The sequence below is a fragment of the Microvenator marinus genome (genome assembly GCF_007993755.1).
Lineage (GTDB): Bacteria > Myxococcota_A > Bradymonadia > Bradymonadales > Bradymonadaceae > Allomicrovenator > Allomicrovenator marinus.
The window spans coordinates 4,768,356-4,782,171 of sequence record NZ_CP042467.1; the positions used below are offsets into that span (position 1 = coordinate 4,768,356).

Here is a 13,816-nt window from a genome sequence, read left to right on the forward strand (position 1 = left end):
TCTTACACTATAACGTGTTCTGAGCCACGAGTCCCGAATGAATGCCGAATATTACGACGATATTTCCGCGCAACCCATAGAGCGTCCAGCGGTGGTGCGCGAGTTATCCACGTACATGACTGACGCGGATTCCGAAAAGGTGTGCCGCCTCTTTGCTGACGGCCTGAAGTCCGGTGTGGGTTATGCCAAGATCTTCGACTTCATGGAGCGTCAGAAGATCGATACCAAGATGACCAATCGACTCCGAGTGGCACTCTTGGAGTACGGCGACAAACTCGGAGAAGCCTTTGCGCGCTTCGGCATTTTGGACGCGCCTTCGCGAAAGCTAATCCTCGTCTCAGAAGAGCAGGGTGAGCTTCCGGAGACATTTAAGACGCTCGCCCGAGCCTATGCAGACCGACTCAAGCGCAAGAAGCGTGTGCTCTTCGGCATGATCGAGCCCGTGATCGTCTTCTGTTTGGGTGTGTTCGTCCTCACGAATCTCGTGTCCAATATCTACGAGATGGCGCTCGGGGACTTCTGGCAAAGTCTCAAGCACGTGGTGGTGCGCTCAACGCTTCAATCCACGATCTTCGTAATTTTGATGGGTGGACTGGCCTACGTATGGATGAACCTGCCCACGGAGTCGAGTTTTAGAGAAGCCGTAGGCCGTATCTACTTCCGAATCCCTTTGATTTCTAAGGCGCGCCGTCTCTCCGCCACCGCAAGCCTTGCTCAGTTCTTCCGTCAATCCGTGCGAAGCGGTATGGACGTCTTCCAAAGCGTCGAGCTCGCCGCTGAAGCCTCAAATAGCCCGTGGTACATGGAGTCAGTGGACAAGGTTCACGCAGCCCTTGAAGCTGGCTACCCGCTCGATATGGCTTTCCGACAGTTCAAAGGACTACCCGAAGAATTTGCAGATTACGTCGGCATCGGTGAAGAAACCGGTCGTCTCGACGAAAATCTTCAGTTTCTTTACGAGCGTTATGACGAGCTCGCGCGCGACTGGTTCGAGCGTTCACTCGAGTTTACCGTCGTCGTGATGCGAATTCTGCTGATCGTGGTCGTCATCATCTTCGCAATTTTCCAAGGATTGCACGACTTTGCAGCCACGAGCGACCTCTCAAATATGATTAAGAGTGGCGTGCGCTAAGTGAGTTGATTTTCCAAAGGGGCGGATGTATGGTCCGCCCGCTTGTGCTCATGGAGCCAAGCCTCACGTAATTGAGAGAGCGGGTTCCGACTTTGGTGTCAGGGACTGAGCAAACGCGGCACGGGCCGCTAACACGTTAAATCGTAAGATTCCGAAGAAACCGGTCGTGAAAGGCTTATTGGGCAAAGAAGTGTTCTTGCCTGGCCTTACACCTCTTGTAACGGCGGAGAACCTTGAGGAAGAGATGAGCGAGGAAACTACCAGTGCAGAGCCTGGTCGGCGTCGGCGACGCCGCAGGCGTAAACGTGGGTCGGGCGGTGGCTCGAACCAGAATCAGTCCAACCGGTCAAACCGACCAAGTCAGAATCAAAACTCCAGAGATCAACGCTCGAATCAGCGGCGGTCAAAGACTCCGAACGAAAAGTTCGGTGGCCGAGATCCCGTGGCGCAGCTCGAGGTGGAAGACAATGTCCTCCCTCTCAACGCGTTTGAGCTCTTCTGCACGTATTATCTGGGGATTACCGCTGATAATGGGTTTAGAAAGCCCAATATGCGTGAGGTTGCACGGCGCTTCGACCGGTCCCCAAAAGAGATCGAGGACGCGCTCAAGGAATGCGGGATGAGTCAGGATATTCTCAAGAAAATCTCTTGGGATATGTCGCTTGCGCAGCTCGATATTTCTGTGGCACCTGAAGGTATCGACAAGAAGGAATTGGCCAAGAATCTCTTCGAAGAGTTCGTGGCTGAGAATCCACATTTTGTCGATTGGTCAGAACCTGAGATGGATGACCAAGACGATGATGATTATGATGACGAAGAAGAATAATCCCGAGGCAGTGTCATGAGCGAAGAGCAAGACGAGCTCAATTTTGGGGAACCTTCTGAGAGAAGTCGGCCCCTGATTCTATTGGCCGATGACGATCCTGAGATTCGGCGCCTTCTCACCACGTTCTTCGAAGATCAGGATTGTGATCTCATCGAAGCATCGGACGGCGCCTTGGCGTTGGAGAATATCATTCTTCACCGCCCAAATCTGGTGATTCTCGACGTGATGATGCCAGAGTTGAACGGCTGGCAAATCTGCAAGTACGTCAAATCCAGGGACGGTTTTGAAAGCGTAGGAATCATCATGTTGACCGCCATTGGGCCGGTCAATAATGAGATGACTTCGCCCCTCTTCGGCGCCGATGATTATATCGACAAGCCATTCGATTTTGAGGAGCTTGAGTTCAAAGTGCGTAAAGTGCTTTCCGAACGAAAAGGCCCTCAGGTCGGCTAAACGCCTCCTAAAGTTCCTTCAACATATTCTGGGCTTTTTGATACGTGGTGTCGGACTTCGGCAACATGGTCATGATGGTGCGGCAATGCGCCGCCGCCTGTGCCGGATTAGATTTTCTCTCGCCCGCCGCCTTGATGTAGAGGTTGCGCGCCTCAACGAGTAGTTTGGCCTGTAAATCGGATGCCTTTGCATTCTTGGAATCTAGCTTTTGTGCCTCGGTTTGAAGCGCAAAGGCCTTGGCAAATTCTTTGCGGCTCAACTGCTCAAGTCCCCGAGCTGCCTTCGCTTCAGCAAGCCCTTTTGAGATCTCGTTGAAGAAGTACCCACGGTTTCCAGAGACGGCGGCATCCGCGCGTCTGGCACTCGTAAAGTCCTTCTCAGCCTGGCTCCACTTCTTAGCTTCAAGAGCAGACTCCGCCGCGCCATAAGCCTTCTCAAAGGTCGAGATATTCTTCGCTGTGCGTCGAGCGCGATCAGCAAGCGCTCCGTCATTTTGCTTGGCCAGATCCTCGAAGAAGGCTTCAGCCGCTTTGAAGTCCTTTGCGCGATAGAGCCTAAACCCTTCTGTAAAGTTCACTGCTTTACCCGAACCCGACGAGCTTGGGGCATCCGTCGCAAACGGGTCGATCGCGCCGGTCTTTTGAGGGGCGCTGCGCGTGGCGGCCGCCACACGGCGCGCTTCTTCCTGCGCCTTTTTCTCCTCTTCCTCAGCCTCCAAAGCGTCGATCTGGCCCCGAAGCTCTAGCGCGCCTGTATGGTCCGGCACGCGGTCGAGAATCTCTTGAACCTTCTCCCGCGCGCTATCGAACGCGAGCTCGGTGGTGTCTCGTTGAGCCTCGGTAAAGAGTTCGTCAATCTCGCGCGTCTTCGGCGACCGAATCAGGCTTTGCGCCTGGGTGTAGTAGACGCTCTGAGATGGAATTTGGGCTACGGCTTCGCGAGCCCGCGTCATATCGCCCTCAGCCACCGAGCGCTCAGCCTCACTGAGTAGTTTCTCAGCGATGCGCTCGCGCTTAATCCGGCTAATCTGTTGTTCAACCTGGAGGTTTGGATCGAGCTCAGCCGCCTCCACAAAGAGTGCCTCCGCGCTTTCCCAATCTCGGATCTTTGTGGCCTCAACCCCAGCAAAATAGCGCTGTCCGGCGAGCTCGCCCGTGGGCGCTTGTGCGTCAGCGGTGGTGTTCTTGGTGGCGAGAATCCAAAAGATCCCGACGACGACGATTAGTGTCAGTACGCCCGCCAAGATAGTGGCTGCGGTGAAGATACGCGTCAGATCTGGACCACCATTCCGGATGACCTGAGCACCGGTCTGATCGGCCGGCGGAGGTGATGTAGTGAGAGCTGCAGGAATCACACGGCGGTTTCTGGATGGGCTTGGCGCGTTGCCTTGAATCAGGAACTGAAATGTGGTTTTGCCGATCTCGATGCGGTCGCCATGAAAGAGGTCAGCCTCACGGATTCGTGTGCCATTGAGAAGGGTGCCATTGATCGATTGAAGATCACGCACGGAATACGAGTCGTCCGTATTCTTTATGATCTCGATATGCTGCCGGCTCGCCGCGAGGTCATGGATGATGATGGCGTTGGTATCGCCTCGGCCCACAGTGGCCCTCAAACCTGTGACAAAGAACTCCTGGCCCGTATTCGGCCCTGCCAAAACAAGGAGCTTGGGGACCGCGGTATCGGACTCAAACGGCGAGTTGATGAGTTCCGTCTTTAAGCCTTCGAGGTCCGAGATGTCTAGCTCTTCCTCCTCGTCTTCGGCCGGCGCCGGCATCTGGCGGTTTATCGGCGACGGTAGCGCGGCAGTCGAAGCAAAAGGCAGCGAGAACTCAGGTCCTTGGGACTCTTCAACCGCGCCGAGCGCTTGGGTTGGCAAATGGCCGATTGCCTCAACGGGTTTTGAGTCGAACTTTGCGAACATCGAAGGATGTTCTTCCACAAGAGGAGCGCCGATCTCGGTACGAGCGCTCTCAAAATCAGACGATTCGGAGAGATCCGCCATCTGAGTCTTTTCGTCCTCAAATTCCTCTGATGCCTCCTCTAGAATGTCACCTGCAGACAATTCGTCCAGGTCCACCGGTAGATTGTCAAAACTATCGTCGTGCCCGACATCCGCGATCGCCGAAAGCGTGGGCTTTGGAGTGGATTCCGTGCCGGGAAGGGCCGGTGGTGGTAGGCGCATTCCAACCCCCAAAAGGGTCTTCTTGGGCCCCCGAGGCTTTCCCTTCTCATCAGACATGTGTTGTTTCGAAGTCTTCGTTGCCTCAGAGTATCGGCAGAGCGTGGGTGCGTCAACGAAACCCACGTTTGCGAGCCAGTTATTCCAGTCTATGATGCCACCCATGCGATCATTGCGCACAAAAATTACCGCGGCGTTCCTTGCACCTACGCTTATCATTGTGCTCCTCTTTGGGCTCTTGACCTACTTCGCATCGAGGCAGGGCCTAGAGGACGAGCTCGGGCGTCGTCTGATTTCCGTGGGGCAAACACTCTCTTCTCAGCTCTCAGACGTAGACGTTGAGCAGATCAGCCGGCTCACAGAAGACAACGGCAGGGTCATCGCGAGGCTCAAGGATCGTCTGACCAAGGCAAAAGACACGACCGGGGTGGAGCGGGTTTTTCTATTCAACAAAGAGTTGAAAAGCCTTGTGGATACTCAGGAGACCGCGTTTGGGCAGGTGCTTCATGCCCAGGCCGCCGATTCAGTGGAGCTCGAACGAGTCTTTGCGCACGCGGAGCCGCGCACGAGCGTGCTCTTCGCCGGCCCTGAGGGAACGCTCTACAAGACGGGATACGCACCGGTGATGCGCGAAGGCGAAGTTGTGGCGGTCATCGGCGTGGAGGCCAGCGCCGAGTTCTTTGTTCTCCTGCGAAACTTCGCGAGCGTCATGACCTTTCTGGGCCTCGTCGGGTTGTTGTTGATGATGCTCGTGTCTGCCGTGGTCTCCCGGCGAATCACAAAGCCAGTTCGGGCCCTTGTGGCGTCCGCAGACAATCTTGGAAAAGGCGATTATATCACTCCGATCCCGAGCCCGGCGGGCCGCTGGCGAGATGAGATCGCGCTCTTGAGTGAGTCCTTCGAGGAGATGCGCAAAGAGGTTCTTTCGCGCGACCGTCAGACTCAGATGATGCTCTCGGGAATCGCCCATGAGGTCAGAAACCCGCTCGGCGGCATGAAGCTCTTTGTTGGCCTTCTCAAGGAGGATCTGAGTGACCGGCCGGATGAATCTGAGAAAGTTCAGAAGATCGAGCGCGAGCTCAACTATTTGGACCGAGTCGTGACCGATTTCTTGGACTTTGCGAGGCATCAAGCCCCAGATATGGAGCGCTTCCGCGCGGCTACACTCCTGGGCGAGATCGACTCCTTGATGAGCGCTGAGTGTGCCGGTGTGGGTGCGCGTATTGAGTTGGCGTGTGAGCCCGAAGAAGTGGAGCTCACGGCGGATAGGCAAAAGCTCCGAAGGGCCATCATCAATTGTGTACGAAACGCCTACCAGGCGTGTGAGACCAGCGATGTCACTATTCGAATCGAGGTTAAAGAGGTCGGTGAAAGGCGCCATATCGAGATCAGCGACAACGGCCCCGGAATTCCCGAAGACACGCTCAAGGAGATTCTCACGCCCTTCTTTACGACTAAGGAGAAAGGGAGCGGGCTCGGACTCTCGCTCACCAATCGAATCATGGAGGAGCACGGGGGCTCGATGTCCATCGAAAGTGAGGTCGGAAGCGGCACCACCGTAAGGTTTGATCTGCCGTTTAACGCCGAGATTGAGGCCGAAGAGATGAACATTCCAGAAGGGTGGTTGGGATGAGCGGCTTTGCTAGATTGCAAGCGCTCCTGCTGCTATAAGCCGTTTCAATTAGAGAGAGAGAAAAGCCATGGCACGGATATTAGTGGTTGAAGACAATGCGACCCTTCGAGAAGGGATTGTCCAAGTCTTAAAGCGAATGGGGCACGAAACCATTGACGCCCCGAACGGCAAGGTGGGCCTTAGCTCATGGGAATCTGAGAAACCCGATATGGTGATCAGCGACCTCAAGATGGACCAGATGGATGGGATGGACCTGCTTAAGGCCATCCTGAATCGGGATCCCGAGGCGGTGATTATGATCGTGACGGCCTTTGGGAGCATCGAGAAGGCTGTTGAAGCCATGCAGGCTGGTGCCTACGATTTCTTGCCCAAGCCATTCCCGCCCGATTTGTTGCGTTCCAAAGTAGAGCGAGCCCTTCAGATGAAGGACCAACGCCAGAAGAACGAACGGCTGGTGCGTGAAAACGAGATGCTGCGCGACGACGCGAAACTCACCGATGCCGTCTCGATTGTGGGTCAGTCGGACATCATGGCGGATGTCTTCCAGAAGATCCGCAAGATCGCGCCCACGGATTCAACCGTGCATATCTACGGGGAATCCGGGACGGGCAAGGAGCTTGTGGCGCGCGCCATTCACGAAAATTCCCAGCGAGCTCACGGCCCGTTCATCAAGGTCAACTGCTCCGCGCTCGCTGAGTCCTTGCTTGAGTCAGAGCTTTTTGGTCATGAGAAGGGCTCCTTTACCGGCGCTGCAAAACAGAAGCTCGGCCGATTCGAGCTCGCCGATGGCGGCACCATCTTCCTCGACGAGATTGGCGATGTCTCACAGACCATCCAGCTCAAGCTCCTGCGCGTGCTCCAAGAGCGGCAGTTTGAGCGCGTAGGCGGTGAAGAGACTGTTCGTGTGGATGTTAGAATCGTGACTGCGACCAACAAAGACCTTAAAGAAGAGGTCAAAGAAGGGCGATTCAGAGAGGACCTTTTCTACCGCTTGGCCATCATCCCGATTGAGCTTCCGTCGCTTCGAGAGCGCGTAGAGGACGTCAATCCATTGGTGGAGCACTTTTTGGAAAAGCTCCGGGTCCGAACCCATAAACGCGTTGACCATATCTCGCCGCAGGCCATGCATATGCTCAAGCAATACCGGTGGCCGGGCAATGTTCGAGAGCTCGAAAATGTGATTGAGCACGCCATGGTTTTTGCCGATGGCAACACCATTGAGATCGACGACCTCCCGCCGGTAATCACCGGAAAGCGCAACGAAGACCACCTGGCAATTCCGGATGGGGACCGCCCACTCCCGGACATTCTTGAGGATCTCGAGCGCCAGCTCATCATGCGAGCCTATCGAAAGGCAAAAGGCGTCAAGACCGAGACGGCGCGCCTGCTTGGGATCAAAGCCAGCGCGCTCTATTACAAGCTCGAGAAGTACGGCATCGACACAGACGGTCCTCCAGATGACTCGGATGACTAGACCAAATAGGGCTTTCCTTGCGCGTTTGTGTGCACGGGTATAGCTTCGCGAATAAAGAGACTTCTAATGGCTGAAATAAGGAGAAGGGCATGAACCGATTTTATGTCGGAATGGTGGTAGCTGCGTTGACAGGCGTTTCAGGAAATGCGCTTGCTCAGTCGTCGACTCGTGTACAGGTGGATCGCTTTGAGCCGCTCGGTGCGCAGGGAAGCACCATCCTCAACGTGGCGACCTCCGACGTCATGCCTCACGGCAATCCGCATTTTGGGCTCTTCGCGCATTATATGGATGACGCCCTCGTCCTGCGAGCTGACGGCGAAGAGACCTCGATCCTCGGGTCCTCTCTGAAGACCGAATTTTCGGCAGGTATCGGCCTCTGGAACTGGTTGGATATCAGCGTGACCTTACCGCTTGTGGCGTGGCAAGACGGCGAGCTCGGACCGCTCGGCGCCCCCGGCGAGTCGTTGGAGTCTCCGGTGCTGGGCGATGTGCGTGTGGTGCCTAGAATCCAGCTCGTCAATCACGAGAACTGGGGCGGCTTTGGGTTCGGTGTTGTCCCGATGGTCTCCGTGCCTACCGGAACGGCACTCAACACTGAGGGAGACTTGCGTTTCGAGCCACGCGCAGTGCTCGACTGGCGCCACGATTCAGGCTTTCAGATCGCAACGAATATTGGCTATTCGTTCAGAGGCCAAGAAGACGTCTACAACCTTTACAAAGACGATGTGGTGCGCTGGTCCGTGGGTACCCGCGCACCGATCGTCGTGGAGGACCTGAACGTGGTGGCGTCCTTCTTCGGCGACGTGCCTCTCGACGATGATATCAACGTGGAACGCCCTCCTGGGCGACTCGACGAGCGCAGTGGCAATCCGTTGGAACTCGCCGGTGGTCTTGAGTACGGGGTCTCGGATTGGGTGATGACGCTCGGTGGTGGCGCCGGTCTGAACGCAGGATTTGGCGCGCCGGATTTCCGCGTTTTCTTAGGGATCGGCTATACGCCGCTCGTTGCGGATATTGACGGTGACGGCATCATCGATAGCAAAGACTCGTGCCCGAACGAGCCTGAGGATGTGGACGGCTACCAGGATACAGATGGATGCCCCGATCTGGACAACGACGGTGATGGCATCAATGACGCCGATGACCAATGTCCAAACGAACCCGAAGATCTGGACGGTTTTGAGGACGAGAACGGCTGCCCAGATCCCGACAATGATGGCGACTCGATCGCCGATGTCCACGACCTCTGCCCGATGGAGGCAGGCGTCATGGAAAATCAAGGTTGTCCAATCGTAGATAAGGATGGTGACGGCATTCTCGACGCGGACGATAAGTGCCCAGAAGAGGCCGAGGACAAAGACGGATTCGAAGACGAAGACGGCTGTCCGGACCCCGACAACGACGCTGACGGAATCCCCGATGCGGAAGATAAATGTCCTGACGAGGCCGAAGATATGGACGGCTTCATGGATGATGACGGTTGCCCAGACTTGGACAACGACGCCGATGGAATTCCTGATACCGAAGACAAATGCCCGAACGATGCGGAAACCATCAACGGCGTGGATGACGAGGATGGCTGCCCTGATAAAGGTGCTTCTAAGGTCAAGATCACCACGACCAAGATCGAGATTTTGGACCGCGTCTACTTCGACACCGGCAAGGCCACCATCAAGAACCGAAGCTACAACCTGCTCAATCAGGTCGCGAGCATCTTGAAGGCTAACCCGCAGGTCACAAAGATTCAGATCGAAGGCCACACGGATAACGTGGGCAATGACGACGCCAACCAGAAGCTCAGCCAAGAACGTGCCGATTCGGTCAAGGTTTACCTGAGCGCTCAGGGCATTGAGGAAGGTCGTCTTGAGGCCATCGGCTACGGCGAGGCGAAGCCAATCGCAGACAACGCCAACGCGGCCGGTCGTGACCAAAACCGACGCGTGGAGTTCACCATCGCTGAGGTCAACGGCAAGCCTGTTTCCGGAGACGGTCCCGTAGTGATCGAGAAGGAAGAAGTCATCGAAGAGGGTGCTGAAGGCGAGGGCGCGAGCGAGGAAGAGAAGAGTGAGTGAGCTCCTGATTCGGAATGAAGAGGCGGTTCGGTGGTTGATCCTCAACCGTCCGGAAGCGAGGAACGCGTTCACGGACGAGATGACCGCCGCGATTATCGAGGCGCTCAAAGATGCTGCTGAAGACTCAAGCGTCCGCGTGGTGGTCGTCGCGGCCAATGGCAGCGCGTTTAGTGCCGGTGGCGACCTCGAAGCCATGGTGAACAGAACGGGCATGTTTGCCGGTGATGCCGCCGAGCTCCGTGACGCCTATATGCGTGGCCTTCAAGCGCAGTCGCGTGCTTTCCAGGCCTTTGAGAAGCCGGTCATTGCTGCCATCAACGGCCCAGCGATTGGCGCCGGCCTTGGGCTCGCCCTGCATGCTGATATTCGGATCGCCAGCGAAAGGGCCAAGCTAGGTGCGACGTTTGCCAAGGTTGGGCTCATTCCCGGAGATGGGAGCGCGTATTTTTTGATTCGGGCGATTGGGTTTCCTCGAGCCTTAGAGCTCGTGTTGACCGGACGTGTGGTGGACGCCAATGCTGCCTTGAGCCTGGGGCTTGTGCACGAAGTGGTTGATGCCGACGAGCTAGAGGCCCGCGCTGGTGCGGTGGCGGCCGAGATCGCTGCCTTGCCTCCAAAAGCTGTAAAGCTCGCGAAGTCTCATATGTACCGCACAGCGCACCTGGACTCCGATACCGCGCTCCATCTGGCTGCCGCATACCAAGGGTTGGTCCAGTCCGGCGATGAGCACGTAGCGGCCGCACAGGCCGTTCTAGATTCTCTGAAGAGGTGAGATGATGATTGGGAGAAGTGCAATTCTGTTTAGCCTGATAGGTCTTATGAGTGCGTGCGGCGCAAGCCAGAGTGCTCAGGTTTCCGACTCTGAGGGTGCTGAGTCGCCCAATAGTGAGGTGCGGGAAGACTCGGCACCGAAGGAGTCGCCGGTGACTACCGTGGCACCAGCCGCTGGGCCGTCCGCCACGATTTCTTATATGGCGTTTGGCGAAGGTGGCCTCCACGTGGGTACAAGGGATGGCTGGCTCGGTACTTTTCAGATCATGAACCGAAGTACAACTGCTCATCAGATGTCCAACTCCGGCGTGAGCGTGGCCGCGGCTTCGGCTGACGGAGGGCTTGCGCTCTTGGCATCAGACCCGCCGCAGGTGGTGAACAAGGAGGGTGCCCTTATCCTCAATTTGAACACAGTCGCTGGAATGGAGTCTGGGATTTTTGCCCGAGATAGTTTCAGCCTCTTTGTTTCTGAGACCAGCGGCCGTGTGCGCGTCTGGGGGCAGGCACATAGCTTCGAGGTGCCCAAAGGCGACGAAAAGCTCGAGAACTATCTCAACAAACAAGCCTCGGACTTCAACGTGACCTTTGCGCCGCTTTCGGGCCCGCTCTATCTGATGCCGGGCGGCTCCATGGTCTTCGGCGATAAAGAGGGCGTAATATCCATTTGGAATCCCGCAAAGCCCTCACAGTCTTCTCGGATTATGAAGCTCAACGGGCCCGTTAAGAGCTTGTCGGGGAGCGGCAACGAGGTTGTGGCCACGTCTGTGGGCGGTCAACTCAAGGCGGGGCGCCTGGACCCACCTAGTTTTTATGGCTGGGCGCGTGATGCCAAAGGGGATTACGCGGCAACAGCGGACCTCCTGCGCGGCAAGTTCGTGGAGTCCTCTGAAGGTGTGATTCGTCTCAGAGTCACCGAGACCGGTGAAACCGAATGGGAAGTTCCTGCCGAAGGAAAACCTTGCGGTGTAGCGGTTTCCCCAGATGGAAATTTTGCAGCCGTGTGTTTGGACCACAAAGTGGCGATCCTCCAAGTTTCAAACGGTGCGTGGGATTCCACGGTTTGGATCGACAAAGGTAAGTTGCACGTCGCCGAAAACTAAGCGTGCTGCGCTAGCTTTTCTACCGCCGGCAGGTCCGCGGGCGCAAACTCCAACTCTTTGAGGGCTGAACGAGATACCCAGCGGATTTCGGCATGTTCTTTGGCATGTGGCGTGCCAGCCTGAAGTTCACACCCATACACGTCGAGCACCACCTTGACCTCGCCCACCAGGTGCTCGCCTCGAGCCACAAACTCTCCGACCTCCACACTGCACTCGAGCTCTTCAAAAATCTCGCGCGCGAGGGCCTCTTGAGGGGTCTCAGAAGCCTCGACTTTTCCGCCAGGAAACTCCCAGAGTAGGGGCAAGGGCATAGTTGCCGACCTTAGCGCAACAAGCACCAAGTCGTCTTTGAATATCGCGGCGCCAACCACGTGAACTTCGCGTTTCACTTCTTGACTCCGAAGGTCACAGTTCGTTGATGGTTAACGATTGGCGCGCCGATCTTCGCCTCTCCAAATGACCAGCTCTGGACCTTGGATTTGATGCACTCGGTCGTCTTGGGTCCAAGTTCGGTGGAGTCGATTTTCACGCCGTCCACGCTGCCATCGGGCAATATTCGGAACGAGAATTTCACGTCGCCGGCAGCCTCTGGATCTTGCCGTTGGTTGTAGCAAGGTAGAAGACCGCGTGATTGTCGGCGCGCGCGGGTTTCTATGGAAGTCGGAGTGCGAAGATCGAGGAGCGCGTTGGTCTTCTGAGCGACCTTGGGTCTCGTGGCGACCCGTACCGGTTCGGGCGTTTGCCCTTTGGGGGTCAGAGCCATGCTGGTTGCAAAAATCGAGGTGTTTCGCGCCAAGATTTCTGCTTCGGCTCCAGCATTCTCCGTATACATTTCTTGCCGGGCGTCTTCGATGGCTTCTGGCACGATTCGTACCGCCTCAAGCAAGGCGCCGATCTGGTTGCCTGGTTCGGGCTTCGCGATGAAAAAATCCTTTCCAACCACCGCCGCACCGGCCGCCAAGACGAGAACCCCGGTGATGGCCCATAGCACGGGCGCGCGGCTCGCGGGTTGTGGCGCAGCGTCTTCCACTGTCTCGGTAGGTTTCGGAAGACTTTCGTACGAGCCCAGATTGATGAGCTGAGAGCTCTGTCGGGTCCGCACCATGGTCATGGCATGAGAGTCCTGACGCCTTAGCTCCTGTGTCTGAGTCACGGAATCCTGGTACGCCTCCTGGGCAGCCGTGTCTTGAACGAGCCTCTCCAGTTCATTCTCAAACGCGCGTTTGGCCGCACTGGCCGAGGAGTAGCGGTCATCGGGATGTTTCTGCAGCAGGGTCCGCAAAACTGTGTGGATGCCGGAAGGCAGGGCCACGTCCGAGTTTCTCAGGTCTGGAACCGGGTCGTTGACCTGTGCGAGCAAGATCTGAATGATGCTCGAAGACTGGAACGGAGGGTGGCCCACAATCAGCTCGTGCAGGATGCAACCCAGCGAGTAGAGGTCTGAGCGCCCGTCGATATCCGTCTGACTCAGGCATTGTTCGGGGCTCATGTAGTCAGGGGTTCCGAAGATCTGCCCGGTCTTGGTCATGTTGGACTTTCCGAGCTCCTTGGCGATACCAAAGTCGAGGACTTTGACCATGATGCCGGGCTGATCCAGCAAGAAGATATTCTCGGGCTTCAAGTCGCGGTGCACGATATTGGCGGCGTGTGCAGCCTCAAGTGCCGAGAGAATCTGGATGCATATCTCCAGTGCCTGAGTCAGTGGGAGGCGACCCTTTGACATCCTCGCGTAGAGATCCTCGCCCTGGAGATACTCCATGGCCAGGTAGAGCACCTGATTCTCTTGGTCCTGACCAAAGTCGTAGATATGGACGAAGTTTGGGTGACTGATGGTGCTCGCGATATTGGCTTCGCGCAGGAAACGATTGACGTACTCCTCGCTTACAGCCATCGCGGGGCGCAGGACTTTGATGGCTACCGGCCGATTCACACTCAGCTGGATCCCAGAGAAAACCTCTCCCATCCCGCCTTCGGCGAGTTTCTTTTCGACCTGGAAACGTCCGTCTAGAATCTTTCCTGTGAGCCGGATGGCTTGGTCGTTGAAGGGCTTGAGAGGCGACTCGTCATCCTCGCAAAACTCAACCTCATCCCCGTATTGGCGCAAACACTTCGAACAAATTTTCATGACTGACCGCGCGACGGGTTTTGCGAACCTTATCACATTGTCGTAGTG

Annotated in this window: 11 protein-coding genes; 8 read left to right on the plus strand and 3 right to left on the minus strand. The window is 56.4% G+C overall.

Translation table 11 applies throughout. The annotated features are described in order from the left end of the window. Positions 1 to 37 precede the first annotated feature (37 nt). From FRD01_RS19595 to FRD01_RS19605, 3 genes are all read left to right on the plus strand, one after another. Complete coding sequence (locus FRD01_RS19595) at positions 38 to 1,132, plus strand: type II secretion system F family protein (RefSeq protein ID WP_146962630.1); 1,095 nt, start codon at positions 38 to 40, stop codon at positions 1,130 to 1,132. Positions 1,133 to 1,298: 166 nt separating this feature from the next. Continuing rightward, complete coding sequence (locus FRD01_RS19600; protein ID WP_146962631.1) at positions 1,299 to 1,958, plus strand: hypothetical protein; 660 nt, start codon at positions 1,299 to 1,301, stop codon at positions 1,956 to 1,958. 15 nt (positions 1,959 to 1,973) lie between these two features. Beyond that, entirely contained in the window at positions 1,974 to 2,411 is a 438-nt protein-coding gene (locus FRD01_RS19605; protein WP_146962632.1) for a response regulator, read from the plus strand. A 7-nt stretch (positions 2,412 to 2,418) separates the two neighbouring features. Here the strand turns inward: FRD01_RS19605 and FRD01_RS19610 are convergent, their stop codons facing one another. Further along, positions 2,419 to 4,653, minus strand: coding sequence for an FHA domain-containing protein (locus tag FRD01_RS19610; protein WP_249755762.1), 2,235 nt, complete (start codon positions 4,651 to 4,653; stop codon positions 2,419 to 2,421). Positions 4,654 to 4,756: 103 nt separating this feature from the next. Between FRD01_RS19610 and FRD01_RS19615 the strand changes: the two genes are divergently transcribed. The 5 genes from FRD01_RS19615 (at position 4,757) to FRD01_RS19635 (ending at position 11,643) form a co-directional block, all read left to right on the plus strand. Beyond that, positions 4,757 to 6,226 (plus strand): sensor histidine kinase, encoded by a 1,470-nt coding sequence (locus FRD01_RS19615; protein ID WP_249755763.1) that lies wholly within the window; start codon positions 4,757 to 4,759, stop codon positions 6,224 to 6,226. Between the two features lie 67 nt (positions 6,227 to 6,293). Beyond that, a complete protein-coding gene (locus tag FRD01_RS19620) occupies positions 6,294 to 7,700 on the plus strand; it encodes a sigma-54-dependent transcriptional regulator (RefSeq protein ID WP_146962635.1) in 1,407 nt (468 codons plus the stop codon). An 89-nt stretch (positions 7,701 to 7,789) separates the two neighbouring features. Then, a complete protein-coding gene (locus FRD01_RS19625) occupies positions 7,790 to 9,772 on the plus strand; it encodes an OmpA family protein (protein ID WP_146962636.1) in 1,983 nt (660 codons plus the stop codon). Continuing rightward, the gene (locus FRD01_RS19630) at positions 9,765 to 10,544 is read left to right on the plus strand and encodes an enoyl-CoA hydratase-related protein (protein WP_249755764.1); all 780 of its coding nucleotides are present in this window, start codon (positions 9,765 to 9,767) and stop codon (positions 10,542 to 10,544) included. Before FRD01_RS19625 ends, FRD01_RS19630 begins: the two co-directional genes overlap by 8 nt. Before the next feature lies 1 nt (position 10,545). Then, positions 10,546 to 11,643: a WD40 repeat domain-containing protein gene (locus tag FRD01_RS19635; RefSeq protein WP_146962638.1), complete on the plus strand. Its 1,098-nt coding sequence runs from the start codon at positions 10,546 to 10,548 to the stop codon at positions 11,641 to 11,643. Here FRD01_RS19635 and FRD01_RS19640 read toward each other — a convergent pair. Then, positions 11,640 to 12,032, minus strand: a complete 393-nt coding sequence (locus FRD01_RS19640) for a (deoxy)nucleoside triphosphate pyrophosphohydrolase (protein WP_146962639.1) — start codon at positions 12,030 to 12,032, stop codon at positions 11,640 to 11,642. The two genes, FRD01_RS19635 and FRD01_RS19640, sit on opposite strands and share 4 nt — an antisense overlap. Beyond that, positions 12,029 to 13,768: a protein kinase domain-containing protein gene (locus FRD01_RS19645; protein WP_146962640.1), complete on the minus strand. Its 1,740-nt coding sequence runs from the start codon at positions 13,766 to 13,768 to the stop codon at positions 12,029 to 12,031. Before FRD01_RS19645 ends, FRD01_RS19640 begins: the two co-directional genes overlap by 4 nt. Between the last annotated feature and the right edge of the window lie 48 nt (positions 13,769 to 13,816).